Source organism: Pigmentiphaga sp. H8, assembly GCF_003854895.1.
Lineage (GTDB): Bacteria > Pseudomonadota > Gammaproteobacteria > Burkholderiales > Burkholderiaceae_B > Pigmentiphaga.
Genome location: NZ_CP033966.1, coordinates 3,808,336 through 3,827,757, shown reverse-complemented (window position 1 = coordinate 3,827,757; position 19,422 = coordinate 3,808,336). Strand labels below are relative to the sequence as shown.

The 19,422-nt window shown below is 68.2% G+C and carries 19 protein-coding genes; 15 read left to right on the top strand and 4 right to left on the bottom strand.

The window, feature by feature from the left end; genetic code table 11:
• The first annotated feature begins 8 nt into the window (after positions 1-8).
• The 3 genes from purN (at position 9) to EGT29_RS18090 (ending at position 3,687) form a co-directional block, all read left to right on the top strand.
• Positions 9-704, top strand: coding sequence for a phosphoribosylglycinamide formyltransferase (purN, locus tag EGT29_RS18100; RefSeq protein WP_124690281.1), 696 nt, complete (start codon positions 9-11; stop codon positions 702-704).
• Positions 701-2,218, top strand: coding sequence for an RsmB/NOP family class I SAM-dependent RNA methyltransferase (locus EGT29_RS18095; protein ID WP_124690280.1), 1,518 nt, complete (start codon positions 701-703; stop codon positions 2,216-2,218). Before purN ends, EGT29_RS18095 begins: the two co-directional genes overlap by 4 nt.
• Before the next feature lie 269 nt (positions 2,219-2,487).
• Positions 2,488-3,687 carry a fatty acid desaturase gene (locus EGT29_RS18090; protein WP_124690279.1) on the top strand — a complete coding sequence of 400 codons (1,200 nt, stop codon included), beginning with the start codon at positions 2,488-2,490 and terminating at the stop codon, positions 3,685-3,687.
• A 72-nt stretch (positions 3,688-3,759) separates the two neighbouring features.
• Here the strand turns inward: EGT29_RS18090 and EGT29_RS18085 are convergent, their stop codons facing one another.
• Complete coding sequence (locus EGT29_RS18085) at positions 3,760-5,190, bottom strand: DHA2 family efflux MFS transporter permease subunit (protein ID WP_124690278.1); 1,431 nt, start codon at positions 5,188-5,190, stop codon at positions 3,760-3,762.
• Between the two features lie 90 nt (positions 5,191-5,280).
• Positions 5,281-6,222 carry a LysR family transcriptional regulator gene (locus EGT29_RS18080; protein WP_124690277.1) on the bottom strand — a complete coding sequence of 314 codons (942 nt, stop codon included), beginning with the start codon at positions 6,220-6,222 and terminating at the stop codon, positions 5,281-5,283.
• 159 nt (positions 6,223-6,381) lie between these two features.
• On the opposite strand from EGT29_RS18080, the gene EGT29_RS18075 reads away from it, so the two are divergent.
• The 7 genes from EGT29_RS18075 (at position 6,382) to EGT29_RS18045 (ending at position 13,947) form a co-directional block, all read left to right on the top strand.
• The gene (locus EGT29_RS18075) at positions 6,382-7,224 is read left to right on the top strand and encodes a MaoC family dehydratase N-terminal domain-containing protein (RefSeq protein ID WP_124690276.1); all 843 of its coding nucleotides are present in this window, start codon (positions 6,382-6,384) and stop codon (positions 7,222-7,224) included.
• A gap of 52 nt (positions 7,225-7,276) precedes the next feature.
• The gene (locus EGT29_RS18070) at positions 7,277-8,425 is read left to right on the top strand and encodes an acyl-CoA dehydrogenase family protein (RefSeq protein WP_124690275.1); all 1,149 of its coding nucleotides are present in this window, start codon (positions 7,277-7,279) and stop codon (positions 8,423-8,425) included.
• Between the two features lie 9 nt (positions 8,426-8,434).
• Positions 8,435-9,820, top strand: a complete 1,386-nt coding sequence (locus EGT29_RS18065) for an MmgE/PrpD family protein (protein ID WP_124690274.1) — start codon at positions 8,435-8,437, stop codon at positions 9,818-9,820.
• The gene (locus EGT29_RS18060; RefSeq protein ID WP_124690273.1) at positions 9,817-11,031 is read left to right on the top strand and encodes a CaiB/BaiF CoA-transferase family protein; all 1,215 of its coding nucleotides are present in this window, start codon (positions 9,817-9,819) and stop codon (positions 11,029-11,031) included. Before EGT29_RS18065 ends, EGT29_RS18060 begins: the two co-directional genes overlap by 4 nt.
• 117 nt (positions 11,032-11,148) lie before the next feature.
• The gene (locus EGT29_RS18055; RefSeq protein WP_124690272.1) at positions 11,149-12,114 is read left to right on the top strand and encodes a tripartite tricarboxylate transporter substrate binding protein; all 966 of its coding nucleotides are present in this window, start codon (positions 11,149-11,151) and stop codon (positions 12,112-12,114) included.
• Between the two features lie 11 nt (positions 12,115-12,125).
• Positions 12,126-13,091, top strand: coding sequence for a fumarylacetoacetate hydrolase family protein (locus tag EGT29_RS18050; protein WP_124690271.1), 966 nt, complete (start codon positions 12,126-12,128; stop codon positions 13,089-13,091).
• Between the two features lie 40 nt (positions 13,092-13,131).
• Positions 13,132-13,947, top strand: coding sequence for a CoA ester lyase (locus EGT29_RS18045; RefSeq protein ID WP_124690270.1), 816 nt, complete (start codon positions 13,132-13,134; stop codon positions 13,945-13,947).
• Between the two features lie 66 nt (positions 13,948-14,013).
• Here EGT29_RS18045 and rpmG read toward each other — a convergent pair whose 3' ends face one another.
• Together rpmG and rpmB are read right to left on the bottom strand one after the other, a co-directional pair.
• Positions 14,014-14,184: a 50S ribosomal protein L33 gene (gene rpmG / locus EGT29_RS18040; protein ID WP_124690269.1), complete on the bottom strand. Its 171-nt coding sequence runs from the start codon at positions 14,182-14,184 to the stop codon at positions 14,014-14,016.
• A 24-nt stretch (positions 14,185-14,208) separates the two neighbouring features.
• Positions 14,209-14,445, bottom strand: a complete 237-nt coding sequence (gene rpmB / locus EGT29_RS18035; RefSeq protein ID WP_124690268.1) for a 50S ribosomal protein L28 — start codon at positions 14,443-14,445, stop codon at positions 14,209-14,211.
• A 453-nt stretch (positions 14,446-14,898) separates the two neighbouring features.
• On the opposite strand from rpmB, the gene EGT29_RS18030 reads away from it, so the two are divergent.
• The 5 genes from EGT29_RS18030 (at position 14,899) to EGT29_RS18010 (ending at position 19,418) form a co-directional block, all read left to right on the top strand.
• Positions 14,899-15,597, top strand: coding sequence for a TetR/AcrR family transcriptional regulator (locus EGT29_RS18030; RefSeq protein ID WP_124690267.1), 699 nt, complete (start codon positions 14,899-14,901; stop codon positions 15,595-15,597).
• Between the two features lie 69 nt (positions 15,598-15,666).
• Positions 15,667-16,722, top strand: a complete 1,056-nt coding sequence (locus tag EGT29_RS18025; protein WP_124690266.1) for a C4-dicarboxylate TRAP transporter substrate-binding protein — start codon at positions 15,667-15,669, stop codon at positions 16,720-16,722.
• Between the two features lie 20 nt (positions 16,723-16,742).
• Positions 16,743-17,315, top strand: coding sequence for a TRAP transporter small permease subunit (locus tag EGT29_RS18020; RefSeq protein WP_124690265.1), 573 nt, complete (start codon positions 16,743-16,745; stop codon positions 17,313-17,315).
• A complete protein-coding gene (locus tag EGT29_RS18015; protein WP_124690264.1) occupies positions 17,316-18,626 on the top strand; it encodes a TRAP transporter large permease in 1,311 nt (436 codons plus the stop codon).
• A gap of 15 nt (positions 18,627-18,641) precedes the next feature.
• On the top strand, positions 18,642-19,418 hold the full coding sequence (locus tag EGT29_RS18010; protein ID WP_124690263.1) for a cyclase family protein: 777 nt from the start codon (positions 18,642-18,644) through the stop codon (positions 19,416-19,418).
• Positions 19,419-19,422: the final 4 nt, after the last annotated feature.

Here is a 19,422-nt window from a genome sequence, read left to right as displayed (position 1 = left end):
ATCCGCCGGTGAAAGCCTCTCATTTTTCCCCGGCCCGCCGGTGCCGTTTCGTCATCCTGATTTCCGGCCGCGGCAGCAACATGCAATCCATCACGCAGGCCTGCCGCGACCAGGGCTGGCCCGCCGAAGTGGCCGCCGTGATCGCCAACCGCGAACAGGCCTCCGGCCTTGAATGGGCCGCCGGGCAGGGTATCCCCACCCGGGTAGTGCCCCATCGCGACCATCCCGACCGTGCCTCGTTCGACGCCGCGCTGGCGCGCGAGATCGATGCCTTCGAACCCGACTACGTGTTGCTGGCCGGTTTCATGCGCATTCTCACCGACGATTTCGTGCGGCATTATGCCGGCAGGCTGGTCAATATCCATCCGTCGCTGCTGCCGCTGTTTCCCGGCCTGGCCACCCACCGGCAGGCCCTGGAGGCGGGGGTGCGGGTCCACGGCTGCACCGTGCATTTCGTCACGCCGGTGCTGGACCATGGTCCCGTGATCGCCCAGGGCGTGGTGCCGGTGCGCGCAGGCGACACCGAGGACACCCTGGCTGAACGCGTGCTGTCCATCGAACACGTGGTCTATCCGGCCGTGGCGTCCTGGCTGGCGCACGGGCGGGTAGGGCTGGAAGACGGCAGGGTCACGGTGGACGGCGTGGCCGACCGCGTGTTCGGCCTGGCGCCGCAGGCGGCGGTTTCGCGGGGAGACGAGGCATGACATCCGAGCGTTCGAGTTCTTCATCCCGGTCGGCGCAGGGCGCCCGGCGTCCCGGCGGCCAGCAGGCCCGGCCCGGCGCGCGGCGCACCGCCCCGGCGGGTACCCATCCCGTCGCGCAGCGCATCGAGCAGGTGCGCTCCGCGCTGGGCGAGATCCTGCAGTGGTCCGGTCCGGCCGACCAGGTGCTGTCCCGCTGGTTCCGCGACCACCCCAAGCTGGGCGGGCGCGATCGCGGCGTGGTGGCCGAGGCGGTCTACGACGTGCTGCGCCACCTGCGGCGCTACCGCAACGTGGCCGAGGGCGGACGGGGCGCCGCCACGCGCCGCCTGGCCATCCTGGGCCTGGCGTCCACGCTGGGCCGGGACGGTATCCTGCCCGTCCTCGACGCCGATGAAGCGGATTGGCTGCGCCGCGTGTCCGCCATCGATCAGGCGGCCCTGCCGCGCGAGATCCGCCTGAGCATTCCCGACTGGCTGTCCGAGGCGCTGGCGATCGAACCGGACAGCGACAGTCTGCTGGCCGCGCTCAATCGCGCCGCGCCGCTGGACATCCGGGTCAATCCGATGAAGGCCGATCGCGAAACCATCCTGGCCGAACTGCGGGCGGGCGTGGCTGCCGATCTGGCCGAGCCGACGCCGTATTCGCCGTTCGGCATCCGGCTGCAGGGCCGGCCGGCGCTGACCCGATGGGGGCGCTTCGAGGACGGCAGCATCGAGGTCCAGGACGAGGGCAGCCAGTTGCTCGCGCTGCTGGTCGCGCCCCGGCGCGGGGAAATGGTCATCGACTTCTGCGCCGGCGCTGGCGGCAAGACGTTGTTGCTGGGGGCGTTGATGCGTTCGACCGGGCGGTTGTACGCCCTGGACGTCTCGCACACGCGCCTGGCGCGCTTCAAGCCCCGCCTGGCGCGCAGCGGCCTGTCCAACGTCGTGCCGGTGGTGATCGCCAACGAGAACGACGCCCGCGTCAAGCGCCTGGCACGCAAGGCGCACCGGGTGCTGGTGGACGCGCCGTGCAGCGGGACCGGGACGCTGCGGCGTAATCCCGACCTCAAATGGCGCCAGAGTCCTGAAAGCGTGTCTGACCTGTGCGCGCTCCAGCGCAGCATCCTGGCATCGGCGGCGCGCTGCGTGGCGCCCGGCGGCCGGCTGGTCTATGCGACCTGCAGCATCCTGCGGGTCGAGAACGAAGGGCAGGTCGAGGCTTTCCTGGCGGCGCATCCCGAGTTCGAATTGCTGTCCGCCCCCGAGCTGCTGGCCGACCGGGCCGGGGCGTTGTCGCTGCCCGGCCCCTATCTGAAGCTGCGTCCCGACGTGCACGCGACCGATGGTTTCTTTGCCGCGGTGTTTCAACGACGCCACGGTCCGGCCGCTGCCCAGGCTGCCGCGGTCGAGGCCGAAATGCCCGAACCGGACGCGGAAGCGGCTGGCCTGGACGACGAAATCGAGGCTCCGGAAGGCGAACCCGCCCGGGACGAGGCCGGATCGGCCAAGAACCTCGGAGAAGAGGGACGATAACCCTGTTTCGATTAGGGTTATCCCCCTCTTTGAAAAGGGTCGTCCCGCCCCCAGATTCGCGTTATCGTGTCGGGCGCATGGCAAAGGGCCGGATTCCGGCCTTTTCGCCATCCGGTCGCGGGTTTCCCCTGGGGAACCACGGCTGTCGTCCGGTTTCTAAGACCTTGGTCCCGCTGGCTCCACCGGCGCCAGGACCGACGAGTTCCGTTTCTTCGAGGCGCGAGGCGCCTCCCGCGCCGGCACTGCCGCCGGCCTGCCTGTGAGGTGATATGGATTTTGTGCTTTCGTTCTTGTCCGATGGTCTGCTTGGCGCGTCGTGGTGGCAGATCGTCGCCTTCACGCTGGTAGTCACCCATATCACCATTCTTGGCGTCACGATCTATCTGCACCGCAGCCAGGCGCACCGCGGGCTGGACCTGCATCCGGCCATCGCGCATTTCTTCCGTTTCTGGCTGTGGCTGACCACCGGCATGGTCACCAAGGAATGGGTGGCGATCCACCGCAAGCACCACGCCCGCTGCGAGCGTGAAGGGGATCCCCATTCGCCCATGGTCTACGGTATCGGCAAGGTGTTCTTCCAGGGCGCCGAGCTGTATCGCGACGAGGCGACCAACCGCGAGACGATGGACAAGTTCGGCCATGGCACGCCCAACGACTGGGTCGAGCGCAACGTTTATTCGCGCTTCGGCTGGCAGGGCGTGGGCCTGATGATGGTGATCGACGTCGCGCTGTTCGGCGCGATCGGCCTGACCGTCTGGGCGGTGCAGATGATCTGGATCCCGTTCTGGGCGGCCGGCGTGGTCAACGGCATCGGCCATTTCTGGGGCTATCGCAACTACGCCAGCCCGGATGCCAGCCGCAACGTCTTCCCCTGGGGCATCGTCATCGGCGGCGAGGAACTGCACAACAACCACCACGCCTACGCGTCGTCGGCGCGCTTTTCCACCAAGTGGTACGAGTTCGACATCGGCTGGGGCTATATCCGGGCCCTGGAGATCCTGCGCCTGGCCAAGGTCAAGAAGGTCGCGCCCAAGGTGCGGCTGGCGCACGGCAAGCCGGTCGACCTGGAGACCCTGCAGGCCGTGATCACGCACCGCTACGAGATCATGGCGCGCTATGCCGACCTGCTCAAGCATGCCTGCCGCGACGAAATTGCCCGCCTGAAGGCCGCCAAGGAATCGCACCTGCAGTGGAAGCTGCTGCGGCGCTCCAAGGCCCTCCTGCATCGTGCCGACGACGAATCGCTGACCGATTCGCACCGTTCCGCGTTGAACACCCTGCTGGCCGACCACCGTTCGCTGGCCATCCTGGTCGAGATGCGGCGCGAACTGGCCGCCATCTGGGAACGCTCCAGCGCTTCCAGCGAACAGTTGCTGCGCGACCTGCAGGACTGGTGCAACCGCGCCCAGCAAAGCGGCATCGCACGGCTTGAAGAGTTCTCGGCCAGGCTGCGCAGCTACGCGACCTGAGCAGCCGGTCGGACGCAAGAAAAAAGGAGCCTCGGCTCCTTTTTTCTTTTGGCGGTCCGGCCAGGCGACGGATCAGCGACGGGCCGGTTCGCCGTCCCGGCGGCGGTAGCCGCTCAGTTCGGCGCCGGCGTTGGCCGGCAGTTCGCGGCATTGGGTGACGGCCAGCACGCCCAGCAGACCCATGGCGGCGAAGGCCATGGTGAAGTCCGTCAACTGCACCGCCGCATGGCCCAGCGCATGCATGGAGGTGTCCAGCACCAGAGCGGCCAGGCCGATGCCCAGCGCCGCCGTCATCTGCTGGTTGGTGCTGGCCAGGCTGGTCGCCGCGCTCATGCGGGGCTGCGGCACGTCGGCATAGACGATGGTGCCGTAGGCGTTGAACTGCAGCGAGCGCGCCAGGCCGCCCAGGAGCAGCAGCAGGTAGATCGCCGCCAGCGGCCATTCCGGCCGGAAGGCGCCGCACAGGCCCAGCAGCACCGCCGACAGCAGGCCGTTCCAGATCATTACCTTCCGGTAGCCGAAGGCTCGCAGGAAGCGCACCGAGATAGCCTTCATCACCAGGCCGCCCACGGCGCCGGCGAAGGTGATGGCGCCGCTCTCGGCGGCCGACAGGCCGAAGCCCAGTTGCAGCATCAGCGGCATCAGGAAGGGGAAGGAGCCGTAGGCCACCCGGTACAGGAAGCCGCCGCGCATCGCCACGCGAAATGTGGCGATGCGCATCAGGCTGAAGTCCAGCACCGGGTCGGCATGGCGGCGGCTGTGCCAGGCGTAGGCCAGCGCGCAGGCGGCCGCGGCGGCCAGCAGGAGCAGCGCGGTCGGGGACGGTCCGCCGTGGCCCAGTCCTTCCAGCCCGACGATCAGGCAGGCCAGGGTCGCGGCCGCCAGGATGAAGCCCAGGTAGTCGAACGACGAGGGCGGCGCGTCGCTGCGGATGTCGGGGATGTAGGTGGTGGCCAGCGCGATGCCGGCCAGCCCGATGGGCACGTTGATGAAGAAGATCCAGTGCCAGGACAGGTAGGTGGTCAGGAAGCCGCCGATCAGGGGGCCGACGGCGGGGCCGATCATCGCGGGAAACAGCACCCAGGACATGGCCGAGACCAGCTGGGATTTCTCCACCGTGCGCAGCAGCACCAGCCGGCCCACCGGCACCATCATCGCGCCGCTGGCGCCCTGCAACAGCCGCGCGCCGATCAGCCACGGCAGGTTCTGCGCGAGGCCGCACAGCACGGAACTGACGACGAACAGCGTGATCGCGCCGCGGAAGGTGTTGCGCGTGCCGAAGCGGTCGGCGATCTTGCCGCTGATGGGAATGAAGGCCGCCAGGCTCAGCAGGTAGGCGGTCATGGCGAAGTTCATGCGGACCGGATCCGTGCCCAGCGACTGCGCCATGGCCGGCAGCGCGGTCGAGATGATGGTGGAGTCCAGTTGCTCCATGAAGAACGCGCTGGCGACGATCAGCGCGATGATCCGGTAGCTGCCCTGGCGGGACGTGGCATGGCCCATGAAGCCGTGGTCTCTGTGCAATGAGTGGAACGCCCGCGCGGAATCGGGCGGGGAAGGGCGCGGCGGTGGCGGCCGCGCAAGCCCGCGATTTTAGTCCTTCGCGCGCGAACCTGCGGCGCTTCCCGCATGCGCGGCGGCGGCCTGCTCGCCGTAGGTCCGGACGGCATCGACCAGCGCCCGCACGCAGGCGGGCAGGGCCTCGAGTTCGCGCACCAGCAGGTCGCGTTCGCGCACGGCCCACGGTTCGTCCAGTTCCACGATGGACAGCTCCATGGTGCGCCGGTGGCGGCGCGCCGCCGACTCCGGGATCACGCCTATGCCGACGTTCGCCTCCACCATCCGGCAAATGGCTTCGAAGCTCGATACCTGGATGCGCAGGATAAGGCCCGCGCCCCGGTTCTCGACCTGTTCCCGCAGGAAGGTCAGCATGGTGCTGCCCTCGTGCAGGCTGATGTGGGGGTAGCGCAGGGTATCGTCCAGGGTGACCCGGCCTCGCGCGGCCAGCGGGTGGGCGGTCGGAACGGCCAGCACCAGCCGGTCGGTGCTGAAGTGCAGGCGTTCCAGGCCGGGGGCGTTGATGGGGCCGGCGGTGATGCCGAGGTCGGTCGAGCCGTCCATCACCCCGCGGACGATGTCGCGGGTCAGCCGCTCCTGCAGGTCCACCGTCACGCCGGGCCGGCCGGCCAGGAAGCGCGCCAGGATCTCGGGCATGAACTCGGTGACCGCGGTGGTGTTGGCGAAGATGCGGATGTGGCCGGTGGTGCCGGTGCCGCCGTCGGCGAAATCGTTCTTCAGGGAATCGACCTGCCGCATGACCTGGCGGGCGTGTTCCAGCAGCCGCCGGCCGGCGGGCGTCAGCTCCACCCCGCGGCTGTTCCGGTACAGCAGGCGGGCGTCGAGCCGGGTTTCCAGCGACTTGATGCGGGTGCTGGCCGCGGTCAGCGAAAGGTGGGCGCGCCGCGCGCCCTGTGTCAGGCTGGGAGCTTCGGCCACATGGATGAAAAGCCTGAGGTCGGCCAGGTCGAGATGCATGGCGGCGGGGGCGGGGGAAAGCGTCCACCTTACCTGATCCCTTCCGTTTTGGCGAAGACTGGATAACGAAAATCAAAATTTACAGAAGGCTGGCGCGGGCGCATGCTGGCGGCATTTCCACGCAAGGCGGCGCCCGCGGGCGGTCCGCAAGGAGCAAGCATGAGCCAGGACCAGGCTCCATCCCCACGCGACTGGATCGGGCGCACCGAGACCTCGGCCGACCAGATCACGAGCAACCTGGCGCGGCGCATCGCCGCCACCTTGGGGCAGCCGGCGCCCCAAGCGGGCGGCGGGCTGCCCGAACTGTGGCACTGGGCCTATTTCCAGGAGCCGGTGGACGCGGCCGGACTCGGCGCCGACGGGCATCCCGCGCGCGGCGGTTTCCTGCCGCCGGCCGAGCGGCGCAATCGCATGTGGGCCGGCGGCCGGCTGGCGTTCCACCAGCCCCTGGTGGTGGGCGAGGATGCCACGCGCCATTCGACCATCCTGTCGGTGGAAGAGAAGGCGGGCCGCACCGGTTCCCTGCTGTTCGTGACCGTGCGCCACGATTACGCGCAGCGCGGCGTCCTGGCGGTGCGCGAGGAACAGGACATCGTCTATCGCGAGCCGTCGCCGCCGCGCACCGCCGATCCGGAACCCCTGCCGCCGGCCGGGTGGACGGAAACCATCGTGCCCACGTCGACCCTGCTGTTCCGGTATTCGGCGGTCACCTTCAACGGCCATCGCATCCACTACGACTGGCCCTATGCCACCGCCGAGGAAGGCTACGCCGGCCTGGTGGTGCACGGCCCCCTGATCGCGACGCTGCTGGTGGGGGCCTTCGTGCGCGCCCATCCGTCGCTGCGGCCGACGCATTTTTCCTACCGCGGCGTGCGGCCGCTGATCGCGCCCACGCCCTTCGAGGCGGCCGGACGGATGGCGGGCGAGGGCGTGGCGCAGGTATGGGCCGGCAATGCGCAGGGCGCGATCCAGCGCGGCGAACTGCGCTACGTGCAGAGATAACAACGGCGGCCCGCGCCAGCGTGCGCGCGGCTGTCTGTCCATCGGAGACGGCATGCAAGAGTACGACGACATCCGCCAGGGCGTGCGCGCCCTGTGCGCCCACTATGACGCCGCCTATTGGCGCGGGGTGGACGAGGTCCGGGGCTTTCCCGAGGCTTTCGTCCGCGCGCTGACCGAGGCCGGATGGCTGGGGGCGATGATCCCCGCCGAGTACGGCGGATCGGGCCTGGGGCTGTCCGAGGCGTCGGTGATCCTGGAGGAAGTCAACCGCTGCGGCGGCAACTCGGGCACCGTGCATGGACAGATGTACAACCTGTTCACGCTGGTGCGCCACGGATCGAAGGCGCAGAAGGATCATTTCCTGCCGCGCCTGGCCAGCGGCGAGCTGCGCCTGCAATCCATGGGCGTGACCGAACCGACTACCGGCACCGACACCACCCGGATCAAGACTACCGCCGTGCGGCGCGGCGACCGCTATGTCGTCAACGGGCAGAAGGTCTGGATCTCGCGCGTGCAGCACTCCGACCTGATGATCCTGCTGGCCCGCACCACGCCCCTGGCCGAGGTCGCCAAGAAGACCGAGGGCATGTCCATCTTCCTGGTCGACCTGCGCGAGGCGATCGGCCATGGCATGGAGGTGCGCCCCATCGCCAACATGGTCAACCACGAGACCAACGAACTGTTCTTCGACAACCTGGAGCTGCCGGTCGACAGCCTGATCGGCGAGGAAGGCAAGGGCTTTCGCTACATCCTGGACGGCCTGAACGCCGAGCGCGCGCTGATCGCCGCCGAATGCATCGGTGACGGCCGCTGGTTCATCGAGCGCGCGCGCGGCTATGCCGGCGAGCGGCAGGTGTTCGGCCGCCCGATCGGCCAGAACCAGGGCGTGCAGTTCCCCATCGCCGAGGCCCACATCGAGGTCGAGGCCGCGGACCTGATGCGCTGGCGCGCCTGCCGCGAATACGACGGCGGCGTCCATGCGGGCGCCAGCGCCAACATGGCCAAGTACCTGGCCGCCAAGGCTTCGTGGGAGGCGGCCAACGTCTGCCTGCAGACGCACGGCGGCTTCGGCTTCGCCTGCGAGTACGACGTCGAGCGCAAGTTCCGCGAGACGCGCCTCTACCAGGTGGCGCCGATCTCGACCAACCTCATTCTTTCCTATGTGGCCGAGCACCTGCTGGGGCTGCCGCGTTCCTTCTGAGGCGTTTCCATGGACAAGACCAGCCTGGCGCGGGACGGCGCCACCGGCGCCCTGTGTGAATTCCTGGCCGCGCTGCGTTTCGAGGACCTGCCCGCGGCGGTGGTGGACCGGACCGAAGACCTGTTCCTGGACTGGGTGGCGTCGGCCCTGGCCGGGAAGGGCGGGCATCCGGTGCCGCTGTTCGAACGCTACGCCGCCGCGATGGGGCCGGCAGCGGGGCGCTGCGCGATCCTGACCAACCGGCGCACCACGTCGGCGCATTTCGCCGCGCTGGTCAACGGCGCGGCCTCGCACCTGGTCGAGCAGGACGATCTGCACAACAGCTCGGTGCTGCATCCGGCCACGGTGGTATTTCCCGCCGTGTTCGCCGCGGCGCAGGACCTGGGCAAGTCGGGCAGCGAGCTGTTGCTGGCCGCGGTGGCCGGCTACGAGGCCGGCGTGCGCATCGGCGAATTCCTGGGCCGGACGCACTATCGCATCTTCCATACGACCGGCACCGTGGGTACGCTGGCGGCCGCGGCCGGCGTGGCCAAGCTGCTGGGGCAGGATGCGCGGACGCTGGCGCACACGCTGGGGTCGGCCGGAACCCAGGCCTCGGGCCTGTGGGAGTTCCTGCGCGAGGCCGCCGATTCCAAGCAGCTCCATACCGGGCAGGCGGCCGCGAATGGGCTCCTGGCCGCCTATCTGGCACAGGATGGCCTGACCGGCGCGCACGGCGTGCTCGAAGGCCGGCAGGGCATGGCGGCGGGCATGTCCTCGGACGCGGATCCGAGCCGGCTGAGCGATCGCCTGGGCCAGCGCTGGGCCACGCTGGAGACGTCGTTCAAGTTCCACGCCTCGTGCCGCCACACTCATCCGGCCGCCGATGCGCTGTTGCACCTGATGCGTACCGAAGGCATCGCCCACGGCGACATCGCTTCGATCCGCGCCCGGGTGCACCGCGCCGCCATCGACGTGTTGGGCAACGTGGACGAACCCAGCACCGTGCACCAGGCGAAGTTCTCGATGGGGGCGGTGCTGGGCCTGATCGCGGTCCATGGCCGTGCCGGCCTGGAGGAGTTCCGCGACCATGCGCTGACCGATCCCGCGGTGGCGGACATCCGCCGGCGCACGACCATGGTGCTGGACGACGGGGTCGATCGCGCTTATCCCGCCCGCTGGCTGGGCCGTGTCGAGGTCGAGACGCGCGACGGCCGGCGCCTGGCGGCCGCCATCGACAGTCCCAAGGGCGACCCGGACAACACCTTGTCGCGTCCCGAGCTGGAAACCAAGCTGAGGCGCCTGGCGGCCTTCTCCGGCGCGGCGACGCCAGCGGAGATCGATGCGTGGATTCCCCGCCTGTGGAACCTGCGGCACGCGCGCGACCTGTCCGATTTCATGCCGGAGGAGTCATGAGCCCATCCCTTTCATCGACCGCGTCGCGCCCGCTGGACGGCGTCACCGTGCTGAGCCTCGAGCACGCCATCGCGGCGCCGTTCTGCACGCGGCAACTGGCCGACCTGGGCGCGCGCGTCATCAAGATCGAACGCCCGGGAAGCGGGGATTTCGCGCGCGGCTACGACGAGCGCGTGCGCGGTCTGTCGTCCCACTTCGTCTGGACCAACCGGTCGAAGGAAAGCCTGGCGCTGGACCTGAAGCAGGAGAGCGCGCGCGAGGTGCTGGAGCGGTTGCTGCCGCGCGTGGACGTGCTGGTGCAGAACCTGGCGCCCGGTGCCGCCGACAGGCTGGGGCTGTCGTTCGAGGCGCTGCACGCGAGGCATTCCAGGCTGATCGTCTGTGATATCTCGGGCTATGGCGACAGCGGCCCGTATCGCGACAAGAAGGCCTACGACCTGCTGATACAAAGCGAGGGCGGCTTCCTGTCGGTCACGGGCACGCCCGGCGAACCGTCCAAGGCCGGCGCCTCGGTGGCCGACATCGCCGCCGGCATGTACGCCTATTCCAACATCCTGGCCGCGCTGCTGCTGCGGGCCACGACGGGGAAGGGCAGCCGCATCGACGTCTCCATGCTCGAAAGCATGGTCGAGTGGATGGGCTACCCCATGTACTACGCGTTCGACGGCGCGCCCCCGCCGCCGCGCTCGGGCGCCTCGCACGCGACCATCTATCCCTATGGCCCGTTTCCGGCGGGCGACGGCGGCACCGTGATGCTCGGCCTGCAGAACGAACGAGAATGGCGCGTGTTCTGCGAACGGGTGCTGGCGCGGCCGGACCTGGCCGACGATCCCCGTTTCGATGCCAATTCGCGGCGCACCGACAACCGGGCCGCGCTGCGCGACATCATCGTGGAGGTCTTCGCCGGGATGACCGCCGGCCAGGTCATGGCGGCGCTGGACGATGCGCAGATCGCCAATGCGCGCGTCAACGACATGGCCGGCGTCTGGTCGCATCCGCAGCTGGCTGCCCGGCGCCGCTGGACTGAAGTGGCAAGCCCGGCGGGCATGTTGCCCGCGTTGCTGCCGCCGGGGACGGGCGGTGCGTACGCGGCCCGCATGGATCGGATACCGGCCCTGGGTGAAGATACCTTGTCCATCCTGGCCGAACTCGGCTATGGCGAAGCCGAGATCGCCGCGCTGCATGCGCGGCAGGAAATGCCGGGCCGTTAGCTGGCAGGGGGGCGACTTCGGCAGAAAAAATCGTGCCGCGCGTGATAGTGTAGGCACTGCGCGGCCGCCAGCGGCACGCGCCAAAACGAAAGCAAGAAACGACTCAGGAGACTACCAATGAATCGAGGCCGTGCGCTTTTCGCCGCCGCTTTATTGTGTCCACTCGCCGCGTTGGCGGCGGACAGCTACCCTTCCCGTCCCATTACGCTGGTCGTGCCGTTCTCGCCGGGTGGCGTGTCGGACACCACGGCGCGTCCGCTGGCGCCTGTCATCGCCAAGCGTCTGGGGCAACCGGTCATCATCGAGAACCGGCCAGGAGCAGGCGGTGGAGTGGGAATGGCCCATGTGGCCAAGGCGGCTCCGGACGGCTATACGCTCATGATGGCGTTGGCCAGTATTTCGGCAATTCCCCCCGCCGACAAGCTGACGGGCAAGGCACCTTCATATTCCACCTCGCAATTTGCCGCCATCGCTCGCATATCGGCCGATCCCACCGTGCTGGTGGTGCGCGACGACGCGCCCTGGAAGTCCGTGCGCGAGCTGGTGGAGGCGGCCAAGGCCAAGCCCGGCACGATCAGCTTCAGTTCATCCGGCATCTACGGCACCACGCATGTAGCGATGGAGCGTTTCGCCCACGCCGCCGGGATCAAGCTGCTGCACGTGCCGTATGGGGGCGGCGGCGAACAGGTGACGGCGCTGCTGGGTGGGCATGTCCAGGCCTCGACGCAGACCTACGGCAACATTTCCGGCCACATCAAGAGCGGCAAGTTCAAGCCGCTGGCGGTTCAAGGCGCCGAGCGCCTGGCCAGCCTGCCCGATGTGCCGACGCTGAAAGAGCTCGGCTACGACGCTGAATACTATCTTTGGGCCGGACTGTTCGCGCCGACGGGCCTGCCCGAGCCCGTCATGGCGAAGCTGCGTACCGTCGTCAAGGAAGCGGCGGCCGATCCGGCATTCGTCAAGGCCATGACAGGAATGGGGACGCCCGTCCAGTATCTGGATGCGCCGGAGTTCGAGGCCTTCTGGCGGGCCGACGAACGGCATCAGACGCAGATCATCAACAGCATCGGCAAACTCGAATAAAAAGGAAATCCATGAAATATGCAATGTATCGCCGTGATGGCGTCAAGCGCGTGGCCATCCTCGACGGTGCGTGCCTGGTTGATCCGCAAGCGGTCGAACAGGCCGTGGGCGGGCTGGGGCCGCAAGTGAGCTGGTTTGCCGACATGACCGAGGTCATCCGCCATGCCCCGCAGTCCCGGGAATTGGGCGCGCGGGCGGTGGTGCTGGCCGCCGAGCGAGGTGTGGGACGCGTGGCGCTGGATGATGTGCAGCTCTGCGCCCCCATGCTGCCTTCCACCATCCTGTGCGCGGGCAGCAACTACCTGAGCCACAATGCCGAAAAGGCCGGCTCCGACACAAGCGGCAAAGAGCCGGAGTTCTTCCTCAAGACCGCCGACTGCGTCGTCGGCCCGAACGACGAGATCGTCCACGATCCGGTGCTGACGCGCAAACTGGACGGCGAGGTCGAGCTGGGCGTGGTCATCGGCAAGCCGGGGCGGCACATCCCACGCGAACGGGCGCTGGAGCATGTGTTCGGCTATACCATCGTCAACGACGTCACGGCTCGCGACCGCCAGGTGCGCTTTCGGCCGGACGGCAGCAGTTGGTACGAGCTCGGGCGCGGTAAGGTATTCGATACCAGCGCTCCGCTGGGCCCGTACATCGTCGGCGCCGAAGACATCCCCGACCCGCAAAGCCTGGACATCCGTTCCTGGGTCAATGGTGAGCTGCGGCAAAGCAGCAATACCGCACAGATGATCTGGAGTGTGGCCGAACTCGTCCATGTGTTTTCCATCAACCTGACGCTGCGGCCGGGCATGGTGATCATCACGGGCACGCCCAGCGGTACGGCCTGGTCCACCGACAAGGAACTCGGCGGCAAATGGTCGGGAGGCAACGGCATCGTCCCCGCCTCGGGTTATTTGAGGCCGGGCGATCTGATCGAATGCGAAGTCGATGGTATCGGCAGGCTGCGCAATCAGGTGGTGGCCGCTTGATCCCGTGCGCAACCCTGCGCGCCGCCCGGGCGGTGGCGCCATGAAGCGCGTGCGCTCCGCCTTGTTCGTGCCGGGGGACCGGCCCGAACGGCTGCCCAAGGCGCTGGCCAGCGGCGCGGATGCCGTCATCGTGGACCTGGAGGACGCGGTCGAGCCCGATGCCAAGGCGGCTGCGCGCGCGGCCGTGGCGGCATCCCTGAGAACTTGCGGGGATCGGCCGGTGGTGGTGCGCGTCAATGCGGTCCAGACGATCTATTTCGACGAGGACATCGCGCTGTGCGCCGCCAGTCCCGCGGTGGCCGCGGTGATGCTGCCCAAGGCGGAGTCGGCGGCGGACGTGGCCCGGGCGGCGGCGGCCGGCCGGCCCGTCTGGCCGCTGATCGAAAGCGCGCGCGGCGTGCTGGCGCTGGAGGCCATCGCCGGTGCGCCGGGGGTGGAGCGCCTGGTGTTCGGCAGCCTGGATTTCGCGCTGGACCTCGACCTGGATCCGGTATCGGCCGCGGGCCGTGCGGTCCTGGACGATGCCCGGCACCGCATGCTGCTTTACGCGCGCGCCGCGGACCTGCCCGCGCCGCTCGACGGCGTGCATCCGGCACTGGACGACGCCGACGGCCTGCGCGCCGAAGCCGCGCGGGCACGCGGGGCGGGCATGGGCGGCATGCTGTGCGTGCATCCCATGCAGGTCGCCGCGATCAACGAGGCCTTCAGTTCTTCGGACGCGGAATTGGCATGGGCCCGCCGCGTCGTCGAGGCGGCGGCGGGGCAGCGGGGGGCGTTCCGGTTGGACGGGAGAATGGTCGATGCGCCGGTGCTGGCGCGGGCCCGGCGGACGATGGCGGCCGCCGGCGGGGCATAGCGGCGCGTTTGCCGCAGGCAAAGAAAAACCCCGCCTGGGCGGGGTTTTTTTGCAAAACCGAGCCGATTACTTCAGCTTGGTTTCCTTGTAGTCCACGTGCTTGCGCGCGACCGGATCGAACTTCTTGATCAGCATCTTTTCCGGGGTGGTGCGCTTGTTCTTGGTCGTGGTGTAGAAATGCCCGGTTCCGGCGGTGGACTCGAGCTTGATCTTTTCGCGAATACCCTTGGTGGCCATGGTGTGCTCCTGTGGATCCGGTGATTAAACGGCTTCGCCGCGAGCGCGCAGGTCGGCCAGGACGGCTTCGATGCCGTTCTTGTCGATGGTGCGCAGGGCGTTGGTGCTGACACGCAGGCGAACCCAGCGGTTTTCGCTTTCGACCCAGAACCTGCGGGATTGCAGGTTCGGCAGGAAACGGCGCTTGGTCTTGTTGTTGGCGTGGGAAACGTTGTTGCCCGTGATCGGACCCTTACCGGTTACTTGACATACTCGTGCCATGGCGACACCTCTTCTACTATTTCGTGAATTCGGGAGACGGATCCGGGGACCGGCAATGCCGGATAGTGCCCCGAAGTTCTGGCGCTGCTTGGCAGGATGGATGCCGACCCGGTTCGCACGGGTTCTCAAGGCATCCCGGCGCAGGGCCAGAATGCGTTGAAAACGTGCGCTAAAAACATCGCGAGCCAGGTTTGCCAGGCTCGAAACGTTTTATTTTCCCGGACCGAGTTTTCTCGCGGACCAAGGGCAACGCCGTAAAGCTCGCAAGAATAGCACGAAAGCCGCCGTTTTTTCAAGCCGTTGTTTGTGGCGCAGCTTGTTTTCCTGCGGAGCCGCCACGGCATTCTACGGCATCGGGCCGCCGACAACGCGAATGGGCCGCTCGCTAACCCTATGTTGACTGATCGATCAGTCAGGGCCTAGGCTAGCGCATCCCTACCCAGGAAGCGCGCCTTGACCGACCAGAACGCCCGAACCGCCATCCTCGACGCCGCCGAAGGGGTTTTCGCCGCCCATGGCTTCGACGGCACCAGCATGCGGCAGATCGCCAATGAGGCGGGCGTGGCCCAGGCATTGCTGCATTACCACTTCGGCACCAAGGAAAAGCTGTACGAGGCGATGTTCGCGCGCCGCTCCGACGCCATCAACGCCGTGCGCGCGGCTGCGCTGGACCGGCTGTTCGGGCCGGACGGGCAGGGCAGGCCCACGCTGGGCGACCTGCTGGAGGCCTTGTTCCGGCCCACGGTGGAGTTCGGCCACGAGGGGCCCGCGGGCAATCTGTTCTCGCGCGTGCTGGCGGCCACGGCCAATGCCGAGGACGAGCGTTCGCGCACGCTGATCGGCGCCCACTACGACGCGATCGCCCGCCGCTTCATCGACGCTTTCCGCCGCATCCTGCCCCAGTTGCAGCAAGAGGACGCGGTGTGGTCCTACATGTTCGCCATTGGCGTGGGCATGACCATGATGGCCGCCACCGGCCGGGCCGGGCGCCTGTCGGACGGCGCCTGCGACGACAGCGACGTCGATGCCGTCATGGCTCGCCTGGTGCCTTTCATCAGCGCCGGCATCGAGGCGCTGGCGGCCGATCGCGCCGCCGGCCGCACGGGCCGTCCTCCTGTTTTTCCCCCGCGCTCCGGTTCCGGAGCCGGCTGATTCCCCGGGGCGGCGCCCCGACCGAGAACCGGGCCGCAATGAGCCCGGCCCCCTGACAAGGAGACATGCATGCGTATTCTGCCGGCCGCATTGGCGGCTTTGCTGGCCACCACCACGATGGCGGTACAGGCCAAGACCATTACCGTGACACTGGTCAACGGCCACCCGCCGGTATTCCGCTGGGTCAAGCATCTGCAGGAGACCTTCGTGCCGGCGGTGAACAAGGCGCTGGAAGGTTCGGATATCAGGATCGAGTGGAAGCAGCAGTACGGCGGTTCGCTGGCCAAGGTCGGCGAAGAGCTGGAAGCGGCCCAGGACGGCGTGGCCGACGTCGCGCTGGTGCCCACGATCTTCGAGCCGGCCAAGCTGCCGTTGCAGAACGTCACCTACTACACGCCCTTCGTCTCGACCGATCCCGGCGTGGTCACCCATGCCGTGCAGGAAGTGCAAAGCAAGGTCCCGGCCATGGCCAAGGCCTGGGAAGCGAACGACGTGGTCTATATCGGCGGTGGTTTCGGGCTTGACGACTACCTGCTGTTCACGAAGTTTCCGGTCAAGAGCGTGGCCGATCTGAAGGGCCGCAAGATCGGTACGCCGGGCCCCTCGATCAACTGGATGAAGGGCACCGGCGCCGTGGGTGTCGCCGGCAACCTGACCGAGTACTACAACTCGCTGCAGACGGGGCTCTACGACGGCGTGGTCACCTTCGCCACAGCGGCCCTGCCGGCCAAGATCCAGGAGGTGGCTCCCTACATCACGCAGGTCGGCTACGGCGCGCAGTATTCGGGCGGCATCGCGGCCAACAAGGACTGGTACGACGCGCAGCCGGAAGCCCTGAAGAAGGCATTGAAGACGGGCGCCCAGGCCTTCGAGAAAGCCTATACCGACGACCTGCGCAAGGCCACGCAGGCCGCGCTGGACGAACTGGTGGCCAAGGGCGGCAAGCTCAATCCGGATTCGGCCGCCCTGCGCGGCGCCTATGCCAAGGTGCTGGAAGACCCGACCAAGGGCTGGATTGCCGAGCTGCAGAAGCAGAAGCTGCCGGCCAAGCAGGTGCTGGACGCCTACATGAAGGAAGTGCGCGCGGCCGGGGCCAAGCCGGTGCGCGACTGGGATCGGAACTGAACCGGGCGGCGAGGTCATCCATGTCTGAAGTCCCCACCACCGGGGAGGGCGATTTCCTCCCCGCGCCCGTCCACCCGCTGCTGCGCATCCTGGATGCCTGCACCGCGGTCCTGAACGCCCTGGGTACGCTGCTGATCGTCGGCGTGATGATCGCCATCAACTCGGACATCGCGGGCCGTGCCTTCTTCGGCCATCCCATCTCGGGCGTGCCCGAGATGGTCAGCATGTCCATCGTCGCCATCGTCTTTCTGCAGATTGCCCATTCGCTGCGGCTGGGCGGGCTGACACGGGCCGAGGTGCTGCTGGACAAGCTGCCGCCGCGGGGGCGCGCCGGACTGGAAGCCTTGTACTGCCTGATCGGCGCCGGGTTCTGCGCGGTGCTGTTCAACGGCCTCCTGCCGCTGTTCGAGCGGGCCTGGACACGCGATCTGTTCGTCGGCGCGATCGGCGACTTCACCGCGCCGATCTGGCCGGTGCGCCTGGTCATGCTGGTGGGGACGGCGGCCCTGGGCCTGCAGTTCCTGGCCAGGACGGCGCGCGCGCTGTGCGCGGCCGTGGCGACGAACGGCCGGGCCGTGGAAGCGGAGGCGTGAATGAATGATCTGATCATCGGCGCGCTGGCGCTGCTCGGGATGGTGGGGCTGATCTATGCCGGCATGCACGTCGCCATCGCGCTGGCCGTCTGTTCCTTCCTGGGCGTGCTGGCGATCAAGGGCAGTTTCCTGATCACGGGCCGCATGCTGGCCCTGGCCGCCACCGAGTCCATCGACTCCTACATCTTCGGCGTGGTGCCGCTGTTCGTGCTGATGGGCTTCGTCGTATCGCAGGCCGACATCGGCCGCGACGCGTTCGACGTCGCCAATCGCATGCTGGGACGCATCAAGGGCGGCCTGGGCATCGCCACCGTGGGCGCCAATGCGATCTTCGCCGCGATCACCGGCATCTCGATCGCGTCGGCCGCGGTGTTCACCCGGGTGGCCGTGCCCGAGATGCTGCGGCACGGCTACACCAAACGCTTCGCCTACGGCATCGTGGCGGGCAGCTCGGTGCTGGGCATGCTGATCCCGCCCAGCCTGCTGCTCATCCTGTACGGCATCCTGACCGAGCAATCGGTGGGCGACCTGTTCCTGGCCGGCGTGGTGCCGGGCATCGTGCTGGCGATCGCCTTCGGGCTGGGCGTCTACTGGATGGCCCGCAAGCGCCCCGACTTCGCCGGCTCCAGCATCTCCGAGGACGTCGCGCCGCTGTCCGCCGCCGCGATGGGACGCAAGGCGCTACCCATCGTGCTGCTGATCGCCCTGGTGCTGGGCGGCATCTACGGCGGGTTCTTCACACCGACCGAAGCCGGCGCAGTCGGCGCGCTGGGCGCGGTGCTGATCGGACTGTTCCGGCGCGCGCTGCCGCCCGGGCGCATCTGGCGGGTGCTGACCGACACCGGCCAGGTCACCGCCGCCATCTGCTTCCTGATCATCGCGGCCAGCATGTATTCGCGCATGCTGTCGCTCAGCGGCCTGCCGGAGTTCCTGACCGCGGCCCTGGCGGCCAGCGACATCGGCTACTGGGGGATCGTCATCGCCTACGTGCTGCTGGTCATCGCGATGGGGACCATCCTGGACAGCTCGTCCATCCTGCTGATCGTGGTGCCGTTGTTCTACCCGATCATGAAGGCCTTCGGCATCGATCCCATCTGGTTCGGCATCATCACCGTGATCGCGGTCGAGGTGGGCCTGCTGACGCCGCCGTTCGGGCTTTCCGTCTATGTCATCAAGGGGACCTCGCCCGACCCCGCGCTGAAACTGGGCGAGATCTTCCGCGGCGCCTTGCCGTTCGCCGCCATCATGGTGGCGGTGCTCGCCCTGATCCTGGTATTTCCGTGGCTGGCCACCGGCCTGCTCGGACGCTGAACGAAGGAGTCCATCATGCCTCGACGTTTCGTCGACCTTTCCGTCGCCCTCGACGACCGCATCGCTTCCGATCCGCCCGGCCACCTGCCGCAGATCGCCTATCTCGACCATCGCTCGACGGCCGCCGACATGGCGTCCTTCTTTCCCGGGCTGGACGTGGCCGATCTGCCGGGCGGCGAGGGGTGGGCCATCGAGCGGCTGAACGTCTCGACCCACAACGGCACGCACCTGGATGCGCCGTATCACTTCCACTCGACCATGGACGGGGGCGAGCGCGCCATCACCATCGACGAAGTGCCGCTGGAGTGGTGCTTCAGCCGCGGCGTGAAGCTGGACTTCCGCCATCTGCCCGACGGTCACGTGGTCACGCCGGACGAGGTCGAGGCCGAACTGGCCCGCATCGGCCACGTGCTCGAACCCTACGACATCGTGCTGGTGAACACGGCGGCCGGCGCGCGCTACGGCCAGCCCGACTATGTGTCGGCCGGCTGCGGCATGGGCATGGAGGCGACGCTCTACCTGACCGAGCGTGGCGTGCGCGTGACCGGCACCGATGGCTGGAGCTGGGACGCGCCCTTCGTGCACACCGCCAAGCGTTTCGCCGAAAGCCCGGATCCCGCCATGATCTGGGAAGGCCATCGCGCGGGCATGGCGCGGGCCTACTGCCACCTGGAGAAGCTCGGCAACCTGGAAAGCCTGCCGCCGCACGGATTCATCGTCTCGTGCTTTCCCTACAAGATCCGTGGCGCCTCGGCCGGTTTCACCCGCGCCGTGGCCATTTTCGAAGACTGAACCG

Excerpts from the sequence above, each read along its gene's own strand:
- EGT29_RS18010 (WP_124690263.1), top strand. The coding sequence starts at position 18,642 with ATGCCTCGACGTTTCGTCGACCTTTCCGTCGCCCTCGACGACCGCATC.
- rpmB (WP_124690268.1), bottom strand. The coding sequence starts at position 14,445 with ATGGCACGAGTATGTCAAGTAACCGGTAAGGGTCCGATCACGGGCAAC.
- EGT29_RS18090 (WP_124690279.1), top strand. The coding sequence starts at position 2,488 with ATGGATTTTGTGCTTTCGTTCTTGTCCGATGGTCTGCTTGGCGCGTCG.
- EGT29_RS18060 (WP_124690273.1), top strand. The coding sequence starts at position 9,817 with ATGAGCCCATCCCTTTCATCGACCGCGTCGCGCCCGCTGGACGGCGTC.
- EGT29_RS18055 (WP_124690272.1), top strand. The coding sequence starts at position 11,149 with ATGAATCGAGGCCGTGCGCTTTTCGCCGCCGCTTTATTGTGTCCACTC.
- EGT29_RS18075 (WP_124690276.1), top strand. The coding sequence starts at position 6,382 with ATGAGCCAGGACCAGGCTCCATCCCCACGCGACTGGATCGGGCGCACC.
- EGT29_RS18095 (WP_124690280.1), top strand. The coding sequence starts at position 701 with ATGACATCCGAGCGTTCGAGTTCTTCATCCCGGTCGGCGCAGGGCGCC.
- EGT29_RS18015 (WP_124690264.1), top strand. The coding sequence starts at position 17,316 with ATGAATGATCTGATCATCGGCGCGCTGGCGCTGCTCGGGATGGTGGGG.
- EGT29_RS18065 (WP_124690274.1), top strand. The coding sequence starts at position 8,435 with ATGGACAAGACCAGCCTGGCGCGGGACGGCGCCACCGGCGCCCTGTGT.
- EGT29_RS18070 (WP_124690275.1), top strand. The coding sequence starts at position 7,277 with ATGCAAGAGTACGACGACATCCGCCAGGGCGTGCGCGCCCTGTGCGCC.
- EGT29_RS18080 (WP_124690277.1), bottom strand. The coding sequence starts at position 6,222 with ATGCATCTCGACCTGGCCGACCTCAGGCTTTTCATCCATGTGGCCGAA.
- EGT29_RS18025 (WP_124690266.1), top strand. The coding sequence starts at position 15,667 with ATGCGTATTCTGCCGGCCGCATTGGCGGCTTTGCTGGCCACCACCACG.
- rpmG (WP_124690269.1), bottom strand. The coding sequence starts at position 14,184 with ATGGCCACCAAGGGTATTCGCGAAAAGATCAAGCTCGAGTCCACCGCC.
- EGT29_RS18045 (WP_124690270.1), top strand. The coding sequence starts at position 13,132 with ATGAAGCGCGTGCGCTCCGCCTTGTTCGTGCCGGGGGACCGGCCCGAA.
- EGT29_RS18020 (WP_124690265.1), top strand. The coding sequence starts at position 16,743 with ATGTCTGAAGTCCCCACCACCGGGGAGGGCGATTTCCTCCCCGCGCCC.
- EGT29_RS18050 (WP_124690271.1), top strand. The coding sequence starts at position 12,126 with ATGAAATATGCAATGTATCGCCGTGATGGCGTCAAGCGCGTGGCCATC.
- EGT29_RS18085 (WP_124690278.1), bottom strand. The coding sequence starts at position 5,190 with ATGGGCCATGCCACGTCCCGCCAGGGCAGCTACCGGATCATCGCGCTG.